Annotated in this window: 15 protein-coding genes and 2 pseudogenes; 8 read left to right on the forward strand and 9 right to left on the reverse strand. The window is 60.6% G+C overall.

Translation table 11 applies throughout. From position 1 onward, the window contains the following. Window positions 1–8: 8 nt before the first annotated feature. Both CEC48_RS26000 and CEC48_RS26005 read left to right on the forward strand, forming a co-directional pair. Window positions 9–788 carry a hypothetical protein gene (locus CEC48_RS26000; protein WP_088426358.1) on the forward strand — a complete coding sequence of 260 codons (780 nt, stop codon included), beginning with the start codon at window positions 9–11 and terminating at the stop codon, window positions 786–788. Window positions 789–799: 11 nt separating this feature from the next. Next, window positions 800–2,950, forward strand: coding sequence for a lipase family protein (locus tag CEC48_RS26005; protein WP_088426337.1), 2,151 nt, complete (start codon window positions 800–802; stop codon window positions 2,948–2,950). A gap of 2 nt (window positions 2,951–2,952) precedes the next feature. Here the strand turns inward: CEC48_RS26005 and codA are convergent, their stop codons facing one another. From codA to CEC48_RS26040, 7 genes are all read right to left on the reverse strand, one after another. Continuing rightward, a complete protein-coding gene (codA, locus tag CEC48_RS26010; protein WP_088426338.1) occupies window positions 2,953–4,188 on the reverse strand; it encodes a cytosine deaminase in 1,236 nt (411 codons plus the stop codon). 27 nt (window positions 4,189–4,215) lie between these two features. Then, the gene (locus CEC48_RS26015; protein WP_088426339.1) at window positions 4,216–5,433 is read right to left on the reverse strand and encodes a PucR family transcriptional regulator ligand-binding domain-containing protein; all 1,218 of its coding nucleotides are present in this window, start codon (window positions 5,431–5,433) and stop codon (window positions 4,216–4,218) included. Further along, entirely contained in the window at window positions 5,430–6,698 is a 1,269-nt protein-coding gene (gene codB, locus CEC48_RS26020; protein WP_088426340.1) for a cytosine permease, read from the reverse strand. The genes CEC48_RS26015 and codB overlap by 4 nt, the downstream gene beginning before the upstream one ends. 202 nt (window positions 6,699–6,900) lie before the next feature. Beyond that, on the reverse strand, window positions 6,901–7,524 hold the full coding sequence (locus CEC48_RS26025) for an NUDIX hydrolase (RefSeq protein WP_088426341.1): 624 nt from the start codon (window positions 7,522–7,524) through the stop codon (window positions 6,901–6,903). A gap of 10 nt (window positions 7,525–7,534) precedes the next feature. Continuing rightward, on the reverse strand, window positions 7,535–7,987 hold the full coding sequence (locus tag CEC48_RS26030) for a GNAT family N-acetyltransferase (RefSeq protein ID WP_088426342.1): 453 nt from the start codon (window positions 7,985–7,987) through the stop codon (window positions 7,535–7,537). A 178-nt stretch (window positions 7,988–8,165) separates the two neighbouring features. Then, window positions 8,166–8,522, reverse strand: coding sequence for a 6-carboxytetrahydropterin synthase QueD (queD, locus tag CEC48_RS26035; RefSeq protein ID WP_003190259.1), 357 nt, complete (start codon window positions 8,520–8,522; stop codon window positions 8,166–8,168). A 77-nt stretch (window positions 8,523–8,599) separates the two neighbouring features. Then, window positions 8,600–9,679, reverse strand: coding sequence for a hypothetical protein (locus CEC48_RS26040; RefSeq protein WP_088426343.1), 1,080 nt, complete (start codon window positions 9,677–9,679; stop codon window positions 8,600–8,602). Between the two features lie 159 nt (window positions 9,680–9,838). On the opposite strand from CEC48_RS26040, the gene CEC48_RS26045 reads away from it, so the two are divergent. Genes CEC48_RS26045 through CEC48_RS26060 form a run of 4 tightly spaced genes read left to right on the forward strand, consistent with a single transcriptional unit; the run spans window position 9,839 to window position 12,454 of the window. Beyond that, window positions 9,839–10,147, forward strand: a complete 309-nt coding sequence (locus tag CEC48_RS26045; RefSeq protein ID WP_008432789.1) for a PepSY domain-containing protein — start codon at window positions 9,839–9,841, stop codon at window positions 10,145–10,147. After that, window positions 10,147–10,470: a PepSY domain-containing protein gene (locus tag CEC48_RS26050; protein ID WP_088426344.1), complete on the forward strand. Its 324-nt coding sequence runs from the start codon at window positions 10,147–10,149 to the stop codon at window positions 10,468–10,470. Before CEC48_RS26045 ends, CEC48_RS26050 begins: the two co-directional genes overlap by 1 nt. Continuing rightward, on the forward strand, window positions 10,470–11,138 hold the full coding sequence (locus CEC48_RS26055; RefSeq protein WP_088426345.1) for a response regulator transcription factor: 669 nt from the start codon (window positions 10,470–10,472) through the stop codon (window positions 11,136–11,138). Before CEC48_RS26050 ends, CEC48_RS26055 begins: the two co-directional genes overlap by 1 nt. Then, window positions 11,135–12,454, forward strand: coding sequence for a sensor histidine kinase (locus CEC48_RS26060; RefSeq protein WP_088426346.1), 1,320 nt, complete (start codon window positions 11,135–11,137; stop codon window positions 12,452–12,454). Before CEC48_RS26055 ends, CEC48_RS26060 begins: the two co-directional genes overlap by 4 nt. 137 nt (window positions 12,455–12,591) lie before the next feature. Here CEC48_RS26060 and CEC48_RS32290 read toward each other — a convergent pair whose 3' ends face one another. Further along, window positions 12,592–13,347 carry a methyl-accepting chemotaxis protein gene (locus tag CEC48_RS32290; RefSeq protein WP_371917785.1) on the reverse strand — a complete coding sequence of 252 codons (756 nt, stop codon included), beginning with the start codon at window positions 13,345–13,347 and terminating at the stop codon, window positions 12,592–12,594. Window positions 13,348–13,449: 102 nt separating this feature from the next. Then, a pseudogene (locus CEC48_RS32295) lies at window positions 13,450–14,739 on the reverse strand (HAMP domain-containing protein); the annotation flags it as partial. A 305-nt stretch (window positions 14,740–15,044) separates the two neighbouring features. Between CEC48_RS32295 and CEC48_RS26070 the strand changes: the two are divergent. Beyond that, complete coding sequence (locus CEC48_RS26070; RefSeq protein WP_176438786.1) at window positions 15,045–16,364, forward strand: Na+/H+ antiporter family protein; 1,320 nt, start codon at window positions 15,045–15,047, stop codon at window positions 16,362–16,364. 73 nt (window positions 16,365–16,437) lie between these two features. Then, window positions 16,438–17,259, forward strand: a pseudogene (locus tag CEC48_RS32300) (cache domain-containing protein); the annotation flags it as partial. Between the last annotated feature and the right edge of the window lie 87 nt (window positions 17,260–17,346).

Consider the following 17,346-nt stretch of genomic DNA (forward strand, 5'->3'; position numbering starts at 1 on the left):
GGGGGGTTATGTTGAGTATGCGGCGGGGGTTACTCGTCAGCGGCGTGCTGGCTGCTTCCAGTTGTGCGATGAAACCGGCGGACAGTTTAACCCTGGAGGTCGATCTGCCAGCGAATTTTCGCTTCAAGAGTGATGCGGCTTATCGACCAGCAACGGGTGAGACCTGCACCTTACCCAAGCGCCGGGGCAAGCGGCCGGAGGACAAGGTTTTTGACACCCTTGGTAAACCGGTGGCCCATCGGGTGAGCTTTGAAGTACCACTGACGGAGGTGGTCGACGGGTGTCCGTTGGTGTTGCGCAGTATTACGTTTGATGTGTATGCGAAGTGGGGAGAGCGTTCGGCGGATGTCGGGGGGGATTTCGCAATTATTAATGTGCGGGATCGGTTGGAAGACGGTATGGCCGGAATGCCTGAGTCGGGTGTTCAGGAATTGCGGGGGCAGTGTCAGTGGTTTTTCAGGACGATCGGACCGCTGCATGCGATCAGGAAAATCCTTATGTGTAACTCGTTGGACGTTATTGGACGGCCGAGTAAGTCGCGAGCAGGAGGCTTTGCACAACGGGATCAGTTAGAGGGGAAAGCACTGAGGATGGTGCTGGCAGTGGCAAGCGAGGAACTACCCGCTGTAGACGACAATTGGGTTGCCGTTCCGGGAGGCTGGAAACGCTGTATGGGAGAAAGCCTGGACGATGTGTTCGCGTATTGCCGTGGGAATACTACTGATTTCAAAGCTATCAAAATGCCGGATGGACGCGTATGCGACGTCTATCCAACGTGCACAGAATAGGAAGCTTATTCATGAAACAGGATGCATGGAAGCAACCGTTTTTTAGCGACAAGGCACCTGCTTGTTCGTTACGAGGACATTGGGCAAGTTTCTGTTTAGTAGATGAGTCGGGGGACGGAAAGGCCTACGGCGGTCTGCCTTACACATTTTATGACAGCGCGGGGCGTGAGTACTCCGGTCGCCTGGATGGTGAGGGCTTTGCCAGGCGAGATGATTTTTACTGTGGCCCGCTCGTCGTTAAGTTGGATGAGCGCTACTCCGGTTTAGAAAAGCCATATATCGATTTGATGACGCGTCTGGCTTACAAGCTACCCATCACCGAGCTCCAGGTTCGTGCGGAACAAACCCGCTTTCTCCGGGCCGATGGCCAGCGTGTCGAACGAAGCCTTTCGAAGAATCAGACGGACCTGTTCTTTCAGGTTGAAGTACGTGACCTGGTCCGGTACGCCGCTCACTTACCTCCGGTGGCACCCCGTACTCATCAGCCCCCGGGACATGCATTAAAAATGATGGCTGACCTTGGATTTGGGCCACCTCAGCCGACGTTGGTTGGCGTCGTTTTATTTCCAAATCGGCACACAGTACTTGAGGTTCGTCCACTGCGAGCACTGCGCCCTATGCTGTCCACCGAAGATCAATTCTGTGCCTTGAACCTCTATCAGTTGGCACTGATGTCCACGTTGAGCTATTGCGATTTTGGACAAGAGCCCCAAACAAAACCCATAGACCAAGTCAGCTTTCAACTGGACCCTAGCGTCGGTCATTTCTTTGCCGACAGACTATCGGGCTATCAGGAACCCTGGAAGGTCGATGCTAAGCAAGTACAACACTTTTATCCGTTGTTGGAAGAGGTACCGTATTCCCAGCGTTTCGAAATTTTGCCCTTCGATACTGAGTTGTATCAGCAAAATCGCTCCGAGTTGGGTGATGAGCAGGAACATCCAGCACGCCTGCACTTTTTTGACGACGAAAAGGATGGCACTGACACCCAGGCATTTATCAGTCATCACGATGAAGTGATCCTTATTGCCGTAAGGGGCACGGCCAGTGGCGTCGACATACTGCGGGATGCTAATGCCCATCAAGTGGATTTCGTTGATGGTGTCGGCAAGGCTCATGAAGGCTTTTATCGGGCTTATCAAGCCATGCATGATTTTGTACGGCGTTACCTGGATCAATTCTATACAGGGCAGCGCATCGTGATTTGCGGGCACAGCCTCGGCGGTGCGATTGCCTTGTTACTGGCTGAGGGATTACGTCGAACCGAAGATGCCCACTACAACATCCTTCTCTACACCTACGGAGCCCCTCGAGCGGCCGACTCTGAATTTACCGATGGGGCTTTTGCTCTTGTGCACCACCGCATCGTCAACCACAACGACCCGGTCCCGAGTGTGCCTGCACCCTGGATGAACACCACCGCCAAAATCTGGATCCCGGGTGCCGTAGTGCTGTTCAGCAACCCTGCGCCCGGAGGCCTGCTGTTTGCCTTGGGTTTGGTAAGACTGACCGGCAATCCTTACCAGCACCATGGCGCGCAGCAGCATTTCATGCCGATCCTGCTACCGGACGGTACACAGTCTTCGATTCTGTGGACCCCAGGCTGTGAATCCATTGAGGACGCGGCTTGTAAGCGCGCATTGCGGCTCAATGGCGATATGCCGGATCGCGCCAACTTGATCAAACAACTGGTTCAGTCCAGCCAGCACTTCATGGTTGGTAGCTACATTCCCGCCGCCTGGGCCGCATTGCGCCGTTGGCAACAAACCCTCGACACCAATGGCACCCTCGTGACCCCCCGTGAATTTGAACTGATCGACAAAGCGCTGTTCACCATGCAACACCAGCTACGGGAACAACGACAAAAACTGGATCTGCATCGTCCTGCCAACCAGCGCGGCTATGAACACCACGACCCCTTGAGCCTGGAAATAGACCGTCTGAAAGATAGCCGCGCGCGCTTGGCAACCCTCCGCTGGCGCCGCCTCCAACCCCGCGACGTCTACGGCAGCCACGCCTCATCCCCAACCCTGCAAACCAGCCTGAAACGCTGGTTCACCCACCCGCAAAACCGCGAACTCACCCAAGTGGCGAGCATCCCGCCACAACCGGATGACGGCTGGGGAAAGCCGCAAACCTTCGATATCGACTCAATCACATGAGCCTACAAAAACTCCACCTGCGCTGGTCGGCGCTTCATCAGCACCTTGCCTCCCCGAATCGAATACAGCGGCAATCCCTGGCTGCGAATCACTTCATAGTCGCTGTCCGCAGACAGGATCAACAAGTTCGCCGGGCGCCCCGGTTCCAGGCCATAACGATCGCCCAAGGCCATGGCCTTGGCGCTGTTGTCGGTGACCAGGTCGAGGGCGCTTTGCAGGTTACGATAGCCGAGCATATGGCAGATATGCAGGCCGGCTTCCAGCACCCGCAGGATGTTGCCGTTACCCAGGGGATACCAAGGATCGACGATGGAGTCCTGGCCGAAGCAGACGTTCATGCCGGCCTCCAGCAGTTCGTTGACCCGGGTCACGCCGCGGCGTTTCGGAAAGCTGTCGAAGCGGCCCTGCAAGTGGATGCTTTCGGTAGGGCAGGAGACAAAGCTGATGCCCGAATGCCCCAGCAGCCGGAAGAGCTTGGCACAGTAGGCATTATCGTAGGAGCCCATGGCCGTGGTGTGGCTGGCGGTGACCCGAGCGCCCATGTCGCGGCTACGGGCTTCTTCGGCCAGCACCTCAAGAAAGCGCGAATGAGGGTCGTCGGTTTCGTCACAGTGCACGTCTACCAGGCAACCGGTGCGCTCGGCCAGGTCCATCAGGAATTTAACCGAACTCACCCCTTGGTCGCGGGTGTATTCAAAGTGCGGGATGCCGCCGATCACGTCGGCGCCCAGGCGGATGGCTTCTTCCATCAGCTCGCGGCCATTTCGGTAAGACTCGATGCCTTCCTGGGGGAACGCGACGATTTGCAGGTCGATCAGGTGGGTGCTTTCTTCGCGCACTTCGAGCATGGCCTTGAGCGCGGTGAGGTCCGGGTCGGTGACGTCGACATGGGTGCGCACATGCTGGATACCGTGGGCGGCCAGGGTCTGGATGGTTTTTTTGGCGCGGGTCTTGGTGTCTTCCAGGGTGATGGTGGCCTTGCGTTCGCCCCAGCACTCGATGCCTTCGAACAGCGTGCCGCTCATGTTCCAGCGCGGCTCGCCGGCGGTCAGGGTGGCGTCGAGGTGGATATGCGGTTCGACGAAGGGCGGCACCACCAGGTTGCCGGCGGCGTCCAGGTCGTCGGGTCCCGCTATGGGGGCAGCGCCTTGTGGGGTGATGCTGGCGATCCGGCCGTGTTCCAGGTGCAGATCATGCAGGCCTTCACGGTTGCGCAGGCGGGCGTTGATGATGTGCATGGGCAAGTTCCTCTTGGCAAAAAACAATCAGGCAGACAGCCGCCAGATCATCAGCGCGATGCCGATGTCCAGGCGGTCATAAGCATTGTCCAGCGTCAGCCCGCACAGGGCTTCGATGCGCTGGACGCGGTGCGTCAGGGTGTTGCGATGAACCGCCAGCCGCTGGGCGGCGGCCACAAGGTTACCATTCTCGTGGAACCAGGCCTCCAGGGTCGGCATCAGGCTTGGGCCGTGGTTCAGGTCGTGGCGCAACAGCGGGCCCAGGCGTTCGTTGAGAAACTGATCAAGCAGGGCGCGATCACGTACGCCGCTGAGCAACTTGAGCACGCCCAGCTCATCGTAGACACACAGCCCGGCGCGCTCACTGAACCGACGCGCAGCAGCCAACGCCTGGCGCGCTTCATCCAGGGCCTGGGCCAGGCGAGCGGGCGGGTGCGCGGCAGCACTCAGGCCGATAAACAGTTTCAACGGCGCCAGGCGCAGGTTCAGCGCTTTCAACCAACCCGCCAACAGCTGGCGGTTGGCCAATGCCGCGCCCGCATCCGTCGCAGGCAACAGCAACGTCCACTGCCCGGCACGCCCCAGCACGGGCAGATGCGACGGATGCTGCGCAGAAAACTGGCGCAGGCGACGGGTAATCGCATCGTGCTGACGCGCCAGTTGCGCCTCGACCACCGGCGCCTCAGCTTGGGTAAACAGCGCATCACTGCCGTCCAGTTGCAGCTGGACGAGCTGCCAATGCCCGGCCAACGGCATGCCCAACTGTGCGGCGCGGTGCAGCAGCAAATCCAGGGATTGATAATCACCGGCCAGCAGGCGTTCCAATACATCATGCCGCGAGCGCCCCAGTTGTTGCGACTGGATCAGCGCCGAACCGATGGCCTGGGTCACCAGCACCATCTTCAACGAATACGGTTGCTCGATCAGCGGCATGCCCGCGTCTTGCGCCGCTTCCAGCAAGCGCTGGGGAATTGCCTGGATGTAGTCCGGCCCCGTGAGGATCACCAGGCCGGCGACCTGGCGCTGGCAGGCTTCGTCCAGCAATACCAGCAGGTTGGCCTCGTCCCGTGGGTGATTGATGCCAGTGACGAACACCAGTTCGCCGCCCAGCACCCATTCGGCGATGCCGCTGTTTTCTGCGACATAGGGCCAGCGCACCGCATTCTCCAGGCCGGCTTCCCCGGCCCGCAGGCACATCGACTCCAGCCCGGGCAAGGCCAGTACATCGGCTATCGTCAGGCTCATGCCTGGGCGTCAGCCATCGGTGCCCGCACCCGCAGCACGCTGGTCAGCACGATGTAGGTCAGTGACGCCGCCACAATCCCCACCAAAGGCGCCACCCACGGTGAGTGAAATGCCAGCACCGTACCCACGGCATAGGCGATCAGCCCCGGCCAGTTGAATGCCGGCAGGCGCGTGTCGGCCAGGCGCGGGTATTGGCCGCGGTAGCGATAGAAGAAGTCCGCCATGATCACCCCGCCAATCGGTGGGATCACCGTGCCCAGCAGGATCAGGTAGGGCACCAGCATGTCGTACATGCCCAGCAGCGCCAGCAGGGTGCCGATCACCGCGCCGGCCAGGGTCACCGTTTTGCGGCGTTTGGTGCGCAGCAGGTTGCAGCCGGCGACGGCGAAGTTGTAGATGGTGTTGTCCTGGGTGCTCCAGATGTTCAGCAACAGCATTGCCATTGCCGCCATGGCAAAGCCTTGCAGCAGCAACACCTCGACCACGTCGGGCTGCTGGTAGACGATGGCGCCGTAGGCACCGATCAACACCATCAAGCCATTGCCGATAAAAAAGCCGATCAGGCTGGCCAGCACCGCGACCTTGGCCGAGCGCGAAAACCGCGTCCAGTTGGTGGCCTGGGTCGCGCCGCTGACAAAGGTGCCGAACACCAGCGTGATGGCGGTGGACATGTCCAGTTCACCGGTGGGTACCACCGCCAGCAGTCCATCGAGCCCGCCGACCTTGACGGTGGCGACCCACATCGACAGAAACAGCAAAATGCCCATGGCCGGCACGGCGATGTAGGACAGAATCTCCAACCCGCGATAGCCCACATAGGCCGTCGCGCAGAACACCATGCCGAACAGCACCATCAACCCCAGTACGCTGCCTTGGCTCAATTCGAAGTATTTGCCCAGTACCACGGCGGCGGTAGCGGTGCCCCAGGCGTACCAACCGATCTGGGTGAAACCGAGGATCAAGTCGCTCAGCTTGCTGCCCACTTCGCCGAAGCAGAAGCGCCCCATCAGCACCGAGTTCAAACCGCTCTTGAACGCGATGTAACCCAGGCCTGCGGCGTAGATACCCAACAGCAGGTTACCCAGGGCCACGACGCCGAGCATCTGGGTAAAGCTGAAGGCCACCCCCAGCTTGCCGCCGGCGAACATGGTCGCGGTAAAAAACGTAAAGCCCAGCAGCACCATGGCGGTGGAGGCCAGGCCTTTGCGGGCATGCATGGGCACCTCGCTGAGAGGGTAGTCATTGCCCGTTTCGTTCTGCATCATGTGCCTTTCTCCCTGAATGAGTGACGCAGGCCTATTGCACCCGTCGTGCCAAGTGCAAGGCAGTGACAGGCGCACGGTCAGTACTGTGCACGTTGCACAGTATTTATAGCCAAACAGGCAGAACACGCAGAAGGGATTGGTCTTTCTGCCCAGTCAGGCGCGAAAGCGGTGCAGGGGTGATACAAATTGGATCACCCGTTATTCAATCGAACAGGGTGTGGGTTGTCTCTCCGCGATGAAACGCAAAGGCGGCCTCAAGGTCGCTTTCAATGGTGCGGCCACGGGAGAGCGGCGGCAGGTCGTCGAGGCTGAAGAAGCCGACTTCCGTGGTTTCGAAACCGGCTGCCGGCGCCAGTTGATCGACCCGTTCGCACAGAAAGTAGAGTTTGTAGAAGTCCCGGATGTCGGGCCGGTACAAACCTTTGGCCTTATGGGTGACGCTGTACAGCGCCCGCGCGGTGACGGTCAGCCCGGCCTCTTCGCGGATCTCCTTGATGATGTTTTCAGCCGCCGACAGGCCAATATCCGCATAACCGCCGGGCAATGCCCAGCAGCCATCCGTCAGTTCACGCACCAACAGGATCCGGTCGCCGTCGATCACCGCGCCCCGCACATCAATCATGGGCGTCGAATAGCGCTTGGCGAAATCCGGCACCAGCCCGGTGATGCGTTCCAGCGGCACTTCGCCCAACTGCGCGAGCATGCTGTGGGCGATCTGGGCGATCTCTTCGAGGCGCTCGCGTTCGAAGTCATCCGTGCAGAAGTGCAGCCCCGTGGAGGCCAATGCTTGCAAGCGCTTGGCCTGGGCCAGCCAGGTGTTTTCCATGGAAGCTCCTTCAGTGAGAGGCGGTGAGGTCTTTTTGCATGTAGACCCGACGCAGGCCGTTCTCCTCGGCGCGATGGGTTTCCACATAGCCTTTGCGGGTGTACAGCGCGATGTTTTCGGTCATCGCTTCATGGGTGTAGAGACGGATGGCGCCTTGCCTGGCCTGGTGCTCCGTGAACTCCAGCAATAGACGCCCGTAACCCAAACCCTGGGCGCCGGGGTCGACGGCCAGGTTATCCAGCAGCAGGTACTCGTCGTGATGGATCAGTACTACAAAACCGTGCACCTGGCCTGCGCGCTCCAGCACGTGCACCCGTCCAGCGGCGACCTGTTGGCGATAGTCGTCCAGCATTGGCCCTGGCTTGCGCCCTATGCGTTCGATGTAAGGGGAGTAGGCGGCGTGGACGATGGCCTCGATGGCGGCGATATCGTCAACGGTGGCGGGGCGGATAAGGGATGGCATCGCAGCGGGCCTCCAGAAATCACTTGTGGCGAGGGGGCTTGTCCCCCGTTGGGCTGCGAAGCGGCCCTGAATCAGCCCCGCAGTCTTTCTGAAAGACCGCAATTGCTTTTCTGGGGCTGCTTCGCAACCCAACGGGGGACACGCCCCCTCACCACAGTGGTTTTTTCACATCGCCGGCTTATTCACCGCGATAAATGCAGCCGCTGGTGCAGGTCTCATGGATGCGAATCGCGCTGAGTTCCGGCAACAACGGTTTCAATTCATTCCAGATCCACTTGGCCAGCACTTCGCTGGTCGGGTTCTCAAGGCCCGGAATGTCATTGAGGTAGTTGTGGTCGAGGCGTTCGTAGAGCGGCTTGAAAATCGCCTTGATCTCCGAGAAATCGCGGATCCAGCCGGTATGCGGGTCGAGGTCACCGCTGAGGTGGATCGCCACCTTGAACGAATGGCCATGCAGGCGCCCGCATTTGTGGCCTTCCGGGACGTGGGGCAAGCGGTGGGCGGACTCGAAGGTAAATTCTTTGAAGATTTCCACAGGGTTTTTCAGCTCGGTGAGGTGTCTGGCAGGCGGCGAGTTTAACAGTTTGTTACCTCGCCGCGCATAACGCTTGATCAGAGGACCAGCAGGCGCTCGCCCAACTGCCCGTTGTCTGCCAGTTGCAAAAACTCATCACCCAACCGCTGGCTTTCGCTCATCGCCGTTTGCCAGTACTTGTTGCGGCCCTTGTCATCGCCCATGAAGCGCTTGAAGTCACTGCGGTCCGGCAGTTTGCCGTGGGGCAGGCGGGCCAGGTATTCCTTCGACGGCGCCAGCAGCAAGACATCCTGCAAGCCCTGTTGATTGGCGCGGCGCCACGGCAAGCCTTTGTCGAACCAGCCGGGAATGACCCGGTTGGTGAAGTGCGGGTACAGCACGATGTCATCGCCGTGGTAGGGCAGATCCAGGTGATAGTCCAGCAGGCCGCCGTCGCGGTAAGTGCCTTTGCCTGCACCCGGCAGGTCGCGCACGCCTTGCATCACCATGGGGATCGAACCGGACGCCAGCAGTGCCTGACGCAGGTTGCCCAGTTCCAGATTCAGGAAGCGCGAGGGGAAATCCTTGAGCGCATGCAGCGGTGGCGCCTGACGCGGGTCGTGCACGATCAGCCGTTCGAAGTGCCGGGACAGCCGCGCGCGGCCTCGCAGGTTGTCGGCGATCACCGATGACAGCCCCAAACCGAGGCGACCGCGGTGATCGTCGGCGAGCAGGCCGTGGCTTTTGACCACCATGATGTTCAGCCGATAGTTCGGGTTGTCGAGCACGCGGGCATCGCGGCCGGCCAGCAGGTCATCGAGCATGCGCACGCAACTCTGGCTGACTTCGGCCATGGTCACACCTTTGGCAAAGCGCTGTTCGTTGTACAGCCGGCCCAGGTCGAGCAGGCCCTGCACCGGGTCGGGCAGGCAGGCGCTGGCAAACCGCCAGGAGCCAATCGAGGCGCCGATCAGCGCGCGCTCGCGCGGTGCGCGGGGCAGCCAGTCACCGAATAGCGCCAGGTCCAGCCCCTGGATGCCCAGGGCTTTGGGGCCACCGGCGGCGCCGGGAAGGATGCCGACATCCGCCGGCGCAAGCCCCTGTTCGCGAATGCGTGCGAAGGCGCGTTTGCCGGCCTTGAGGGTCAAGGCGGGGAACTTCATGTGGATAGCAGTCATACCGGTCTCATTTACCGCGAGCAGGGCAGTATAGAAAATCTTGCCCGGTTACAGGCAAAGGTGTTGCAGAGAATTGCCATGGTGGCAATTCAGTTTCAGTTAAGTTGGATCCAGTACGGTGAGCCCCGTAGGCAAAATATCCTGAAACGGAGACTCACCATGAAAACCCTCACAGCCTTGATCGCCAGCAGTATCATCGCCCTCACCGCGGGCGTCGCCCAGGCTCGCGACCTGGGGCCTGACGAGGCACTGAAGTTGCGCGACGCTGGTACCATTGTGTCTTTCGAGAAGCTCAACGCCATCGCACTGGCCAAACATCCCGGCGCCACCGTGCATGAAACCGAGCTTGAAGAGGAATACGGCAAGTACCTTTACCAGGTTGAACTGCGCGACGCCCAGGGCGTTGAGTGGGACCTGGAATTGGACGCTGTGACCGGGGCCGTCCTCAAGGATCATCAGGATACGTAATGAAGGTAAATCTACGCACCAGCGTTCAAGTGGCGCTGGTGCTCCTGGCTTTTTGCTCAAGCCTGGCCGCTCGGGACCTGGGCCAGGACGAAGCGCTGCGCCTGCGCCAGAAGGGGGTGATCGCGCCGCTTGAGCATCTGCTGGGCCCCGCGCTCGAGCGCTACCCGGGTGCCAAGTTGCTCGACGCCGAGCTTGAAGAGCACAAGGATCGTCCTGTGCGCTATATCTATGAAATCGAACTGTTGACGGTGGAAGGCGTGGTGCGCGAGATCGAACTCGACGCCAACACCGGCCAACTGCTCAAAGACAAGGAAGACGACTGATGCGCCTGCTTTTGGTGGAAGACCACGTACCCCTGGCCGATGAGCTGATGGCCGGGCTCAATCGCCAGGGCTATGCCGTCGACTGGCTGGCGGACGGTCGCGATGCGGTGTATCAGGGGCGCAGCGAACCCTACGACCTGATCATTCTCGACCTTGGCCTGCCGGGTTTGCCCGGGCTGGATGTGTTGACGCAATGGCGCGCTGCTGGCCTGGCCACGCCGGTGCTGATCCTCACTGCCCGCGACTCCTGGGCCGAGCGCATCGAAGGGCTCAAGGCCGGGGCCGACGATTACCTGAGCAAACCGTTCCATCCCGAGGAGCTGCACCTGCGTATCCAGGCCTTGCTGCGCCGTTCCCATGGCCAGGCCAATCAGCCCACCTTGCAGGCTGCCGGCTTACACCTGGATGAGGGCCGCCAGTGCGTGATGCGCGATGGCGAGGAGATTCAACTGACCGCCGCCGAATTTCGGCTGCTGCGCTATTTCATGCTGCACCCCGAGCAAATCCTTTCGAAAAGCCACTTGGCCGAGCATTTATATGATGGCGAGACCGAGCGCGATTCCAATGTGCTGGAGGTCCACGTCAACCACCTGCGCCGCAAGTTGGGCCGCAGCGTGATCGAAACCCGGCGCGGCCAGGGTTACCGGTTTGGCGCCAGCCCTGCATGAAGTCGATCCAGCGGCGCCTGAGCCTGGGGCTGATCAGCGTGATGGTGATCGTCGGCCTGGTGTTGGCGCAGACCAGCCTGTGGCTGTTCGAAATGGGATTGCAACGTTACCTGGAAGCCGGGTTGCGCAACGACAGCGAGAACCTGTTGGTGGCGCTGGTGCGTGGGCCCACGGGTGTACAGCTGGACGAGCAGCGGCTGTCGCCGGCCTATCAGCGGCCGTTTTCCGGGCACTATTTCCGTATCGACTTTGGCGACACCCACTGGCGTTCCCGCTCGTTATGGGACCAGGAGTTGCCCCAACTTCCCCAGGCCGGGCTCAAGGGCAACCTGCAATTGGGCCCGGAAGGCCAGCAACTGTTGGTGTTGCGTTCGGACTACAAACGCTTCGGCCAATCGATTTCCATCAGCGTGGCCCAAGACTACACGCCGGTCAGGGAAAGCTTTCGCCTGATGCGCCAGATTGGACTGGTACTGGGGCTGGCGGCGCTGTTGCTGATCCTCATTCTGCAACGAGTCACTGTGCGCCGCGCCCTGCGCCCGCTGGAGACCGCGCGCAACCAGATCGCCCAACTGCAACAGGGCCAGCGTTCGCAACTGGACACCCAGGTACCAGTGGAGCTGGAACCGCTGGTGGCGCAGATCAACCATCTGCTGGCCCACACCGAAGACAGCCTCAAACGCTCGCGCAATGCTTTGGGCAACCTCGGCCACGCCTTGAAAACCCCGCTGGCGGTATTACTGAGCGTGGCATCCAGCGAACAGCTCAAGGACCATCCGCAGTTGAGCAAGCTGCTGCGCGAACAGTTGGAGCAGGTGCAGCAACGGCTTAACCGTGAACTCAATCGGGCACGTTTGGCCGGCGAAACGCTGCCCGGTGCCTTGTTTGACTGCGATGGCGAATTGCCGGGGCTGCTGGCGACCCTGAACATGATCCATGGGGAACATCTGGATTTGAGTTACCGCGTACGGCCCGGTTTGCAGTTGCCGTGGGACCGCGAGGACTTGCTGGAGCTGTTGGGCAACCTGCTGGATAACGCTTGTAAATGGGCGGATGCCGAGATTGTGTTGAGCATCAGCGAAACCCCGGAAGGCTTTCGCCTGGCAGTGGACGACGACGGCCCAGGAATTCCCGAGAGCCAGCGCGACCAGGTGTTCAGCCGTGGTACTCGCCTGGATGAGCAGACTGACGGCCATGGACTTGGGCTGGGGATCGTGCGGGATATCGTTGAGGTGTGGGGCGGGGTGCTTCTATTGCAGGAAAGCGAACTCGGCGGGTTGAAGGCACTAATTGACCTGCCGCGACGCCATGGCTGACTCGCCGCTAGACAAAGTGTGGGAGCGGGCTTGCTCGCGAATACGGTGTGTCAGTCGTTGGGTAGGTTGACTGATCCACAGCTTTCGCGAGCAAGCCCCACATTAGATCTTCATCACAGGGGATATGTGATGCTCCATCAAACCCTGAACTGATCCATCAGACCCTGCTGCTGATTCGCCAAACTATTCAACGCCTGACTGACCCGCGCCGACTCATTCGCTTGCTCGGACAACGACTCCGTCACATCCCGAATCGTCGCCACGTTGTTATTGATCTCCTCAGCCACCGCACTTTGCTCTTCGGCGGCGCTGGCGATTTGCAAGTTCATGTCGCTGATCACCGTCACCGCATCGCCGATCTGGCGCAAGGCGGTCACGGCCTGGCCTACCTGTTCGACGCTGCCCTGGGCCTGGCGATGGCTGTTGCTCATGGAGCCGACCACATCCTGGGTACCGCTTTGCAATTGCTCGATCACCAGGCGGGTTTCTTCCACCGACTCTTGCGTACGCCGCGCCAGGTTGCGCACTTCATCGGCGACCACCGCAAAACCGCGACCGGCTTCACCTGCACGGGCGGCCTCAATGGCGGCGTTCAACGCCAGCAGGTTGGTCTGCTCGGCAATCGCACGAATCACCTCCAGCACCGAGCCGATTTTTTCGCTATTGGCCGCCAGCCCTTCAACCTGGGTCATCGCGGTGCTCATCTGCGCAGCCAAATGGCCGATGCTGGTGGTGGTGCGGTCGATCACCGTCAAGCCTTCACGCGTAGCCTGATCGGCATCGCGGGCGGCCTGGGCGGCTTGTGCTGCGCTGCGGGCGACGTCCTGGGCGGTGGCGCTCATTTCGTGGGAGGCGGTGGCCACCTGGTCGACCTGGCGGTATTGCTGCTCCATGCCGGCGCTGGTTTCAGTGGCGATCGCGGCCGACTGGTCGGCGGTGCCACGGGCGTCCTGCACCGAGCGTTTGACCTGGGCAATGATCGGTTGCAGCTTGTCGAGGAAGCGGTTGAACCAGCCGGCCAGCTCACCGAGTTCGTCGTGTTTGTCGTAGGCCAGGCGGCGGGTCAGGTCGCCTTCGCCGCTGGCAATGTCTTCCAGCATGCGCGCCACGCCGAGGATCGGCCGCGTCACGCTGCGGGCCATCAGCCACACCAGCAACAGACCAACGATTGCGGCGAGCAGGCCGAGGCTCAATTCCAGCAGGGTGCCCGTGGCGTTGTCGGCGTCCAGTTTGGACTTCAAGGCTTCCGCCGGGGCGATCAGGACTTTTTCCGGCACATCGAGCAGAACGCCCCACGGCTTGCCGTCTGGAATCGGCAGGAATGGCGCCAGCACCTTGAGTTGATGGTCGGTGCGCACGCTGCGGGTCTGCGTACTGGTCGCCAGCGAACTGATCAACTGCGCGCCGTTGGCACTGTCGACGGTGTCCAGGCGCTGGCTGAGTTTGCCGGCGTCCGGGCTATAGCCGGCCAGCAGACCCACCGGGCTGATGATGCTGACGCTGGTCTGGCCGTCATAGAGTTTCTGGCTGGCGCGCTGGCTGACGGCTTGCAGGCTGTTGAGGTTGATGTCCACCGACAGCGAGGCGATGACTTTGCCGTTGACCATCAGCGGGAAGACGATGCTGGTCATCAGCACCTTTTGCCCGTCGATCACATAGAAGTAGGGTTCGATCACGCATGGCTTGAGGGTGGCGCGCGGGCAGGTGAACCAAGCGTTGGCTTTTTCGCCGCTGGGGCCGACGCTGGTGTCGGACATGTCGCTTTCGGGCAGCGACATTGAAGTCAGCTTGCCCGCCGTCGGCTGCGACCAGTACAACGCAAAACGGCCCTTGTCGTTGCTGCCCAGCTCTTGTTGGTTGGCGAACAGTTCGTCCTTGCCATCCAGTGCGTTGGCTTCGAACACCAGGGACAGGCCCAGCAGGTCGGGGTTGGCTTGCAGCGCGGCCTTGACTTGGCGGGTCAGGTCTTCGCGCAGGTCGAAGGCATCCAGGAAGCGTTTCTCGGCCTGTTCACGCAGGAACAGCACCTGCCGGGAAAAACCGTGACCGTATTGATAGGCGTCCATGAACTGCTGGCGAATACCCAATGCCTGGACCTCACCCTGGGCTTCGATGCGTGCCTGGGCGGCTTCGTCGAGCATTTCCATACTGGAAGCCTTCACCAGATCGGAACTCTGCGCCATGCGGTACAGCGAGAGACCTACCAGCAAAGTCACGATGCCCAGCAGGCAAAGACCAGCCAGCAGGGTAATTTTCCATTGAATGGACAGCTGTCTGAGCGACATGGAGCCTTCCTTAACTTTCTATACGACAGAGACGATCTGCCTGTATCGGCCGCTCAGGAATTTTCTTTATTCAAACGTTCAATTTAAACCTGTTTGTGTGGTGAGGGGGCTTGTCTGTGGTGAGGGGACAAGCCCACTCACCACAGACAAGCCTCTCCCCACAGTTTTGACAAGCCAGGCCGGGTGCTGCAAAGTGCGCGCCCTCTAATAAAACACCTTTAAAACCTGGTTTGCGGCAGCCGTTCCCGACGGCAGCCTGGGCAGGTGCGTGCTTTTTTTATGTTTTCTGTCTTGAGGTAACGATGATTAATGCAGTAATCGCCGCGGTCGGCACCATGCTGGTGCTCAGCTTGTCCCGCGTGCATGTGGTGATCGCGATCATTGTCGGCGCCCTGGTGGGTGGCCTGACCGGCGGCCTGGGTATCGATGCAACGCTCAAGGCGTTCAACAGCGGCTTGGGGGGCGGTGCGACGGTGGCGCTGTCCTACGCACTGCTCGGCGCTTTCGCGGTAGCGATTGCCAAGTCCGGCCTGGCCCACGCGTTGGCAGACAAAGCCCTGATGCTGGTAGACCGCCAGGAAGCCACAGGCGGCAGCCACGTCAAATGGCTGTTGATCGGCCTGCTCTGGGTAGTCGCGATTGCCTCACAGAACATCCTGCCGATCCACATTGCGTTTATCCCGCTGCTGGTACCGCCGCTTTTATACGTGCTGACCAAGCTGCAACTCGACCGCCGCCTGATCGCCTGCGTCATGACCTTCGGCTTGATCACGCCCTACATGTTTCTGCCCGTGGGCTTCGGCAACATCTTCCTGAACCAGATCCTGCTGGCCAACGTGGCCAAGAGCGGAGTCGACATCAGCCACGTCAACGTCACCCATGCCATGGGGCTTCCGGCGCTGGGCATGGTGGTCGGCTTGCTGGTGGCGGTGTTTATCAGTTACCGCAAGAAGCGTGTGTACGACCTGGAGAAAATCGAACGGGTCGAACAAATCAAGGTGCAATACAACCCGCTGACCCTGCTGGTCGCCGGCCTGGCGATTGCCTCGGCGTTCATTATCCAGTTGTGGCTGGACTCGATGATCATTGGCGCCCTGGCCGGCTTCCTGATTTTTTCGGTGTCGGGCATCGTGCGCTGGCGCGACACCGATGACCTGTTCACCGAAGGCATGAAGATGATGGCGATGATCGGTTTCATCATGATCGCCTCGTCGGGCTTTGCCGAAGTGCTCAAGGCCACCGGTGAGGTGCAGACGCTGGTGCAAGCCTCGGCGGCGTTTATCGGCCATAGCCGAGGCGTGGGCGCGCTGCTGATGCTGCTGGTGGGTTTGCTGGTGACCATGGGCATCGGCTCGTCGTTTTCCACGGTGCCGATCCTGGCGGCGATCTTTGTGCCGCTGTGCGTGCAACTGGGATTCAGCCCGCTGGCCATCGTGTGCATCGTCGGCACGGCCGGTGCGCTGGGGGATGCAGGCTCACCTGCGTCGGACTCCACCCTTGGCCCGACCTCGGGTTTGAACATCGACGGCCAGCATCACCATATTTGGGACACCGTGGTCCCGACCTTCCTGCATTACAACATTCCGCTGCTGGCGTTTGGCTGGTTTGCCGCGATGACCCTCTGACAGGGTTGTCCTACAGAATCGGGGCGTCTGGCCGTTAACCTCTCAAGTCTTCCTTGAATAAGAGAGAAAAGCCATGCGCCTTAGCCTGAAGGCCAAAGTCCTGTCCCTCGCCGTACTGCCCGTATTGTTATTTGCCGTGATCATCAGCCTGACCACGGTCTGGATCCTTCAGGAGCAGGCCCGCAACGAGGTCGAAGAAACCCGTCAGAACCTGCTCAACGACGCCAAGACCACCTTGCGCGGCTACGTAGAGGTGGCGATGACCACCATCAAGCCGCTGTACGACGCTGCCGCCCAAGGCGACACGACGGCGCGGGCGCAGGTGGTCAAGCTGCTGTCCAACACCAGCTACGGCAAGGATGGCTATTTCTTCGGCTACGACTCCGAGACCATTCGCCTGTTCAAAGGCAACAGCCCGGACGGCGTGGGCAAAAGCTTCAAGGACAACCGCGACCCGAATGGCGTCTACGTCAACCGCGACCTGGTGAAAGTCGGCAAGGACGGCACCCACTACCTGCAATACAGCTCGACGCAGCCCGGCCAAACCGAACTGGTGCCCAAGCTTGGCTACACCGAATATCTGCCCAAGTGGGACATGGTCATCGGTACCTCGGTGAACCTGGATGGCATCGACGCTCAGGTCGCCGAGGTTCAGGCCAAGGTTGAAAAGCGCATGGAAGGCGTAGTGCTGAGCATCATCGGGATTGCCGTGGTGGTGTTGTTGGTGATCGCCGCCGTGGGCATGCTGGTGGCCAATACCATCCTGCGGCCGTTGCACCTGATGAAGATCAACCTCGACGACATCGCCGCCGGTGAGGGTGACCTGACCCGCCGCCTGGCCATCACCAGCCAGGACGAGCTGGGCGAACTGGCCGGTTCGTTCAACCGCTTTGTCGACAAGATCCACGGCCTGGTGCGGCAGATCACCGAAATGACCTCCCAGCTTACCGGCCTGGTGAGCCAGGTCGCCGAGCAAGCCAAT

Source organism: Pseudomonas sp. K2I15 (assembly GCF_002204795.1).
Lineage (GTDB): Bacteria > Pseudomonadota > Gammaproteobacteria > Pseudomonadales > Pseudomonadaceae > Aquipseudomonas.

Coding starts and splice junctions, on each gene's coding strand:
- CEC48_RS26000 (WP_088426358.1), top strand. CDS start 9: ATGTTGAGTATGCGGCGGGGGTTACTCGTCAGCGGCGTGCTGGCTGCT.
- CEC48_RS26005 (WP_088426337.1), top strand. CDS start 800: ATGAAACAGGATGCATGGAAGCAACCGTTTTTTAGCGACAAGGCACCT.
- codA (WP_088426338.1), bottom strand. CDS start 4,188: ATGCACATCATCAACGCCCGCCTGCGCAACCGTGAAGGCCTGCATGAT.
- CEC48_RS26015 (WP_088426339.1), bottom strand. CDS start 5,433: ATGAGCCTGACGATAGCCGATGTACTGGCCTTGCCCGGGCTGGAGTCG.
- codB (WP_088426340.1), bottom strand. CDS start 6,698: ATGATGCAGAACGAAACGGGCAATGACTACCCTCTCAGCGAGGTGCCC.
- CEC48_RS26025 (WP_088426341.1), bottom strand. CDS start 7,524: ATGGAAAACACCTGGCTGGCCCAGGCCAAGCGCTTGCAAGCATTGGCC.
- CEC48_RS26030 (WP_088426342.1), bottom strand. CDS start 7,987: ATGCCATCCCTTATCCGCCCCGCCACCGTTGACGATATCGCCGCCATC.
- CEC48_RS26040 (WP_088426343.1), bottom strand. CDS start 9,679: ATGACTGCTATCCACATGAAGTTCCCCGCCTTGACCCTCAAGGCCGGC.
- CEC48_RS26045 (WP_008432789.1), top strand. CDS start 9,839: ATGAAAACCCTCACAGCCTTGATCGCCAGCAGTATCATCGCCCTCACC.
- CEC48_RS26050 (WP_088426344.1), top strand. CDS start 10,147: ATGAAGGTAAATCTACGCACCAGCGTTCAAGTGGCGCTGGTGCTCCTG.
- CEC48_RS26055 (WP_088426345.1), top strand. CDS start 10,470: ATGCGCCTGCTTTTGGTGGAAGACCACGTACCCCTGGCCGATGAGCTG.
- CEC48_RS26060 (WP_088426346.1), top strand. CDS start 11,135: ATGAAGTCGATCCAGCGGCGCCTGAGCCTGGGGCTGATCAGCGTGATG.
- CEC48_RS32290 (WP_371917785.1), bottom strand. CDS start 13,347: ATGGAGCAGCAATACCGCCAGGTCGACCAGGTGGCCACCGCCTCCCAC.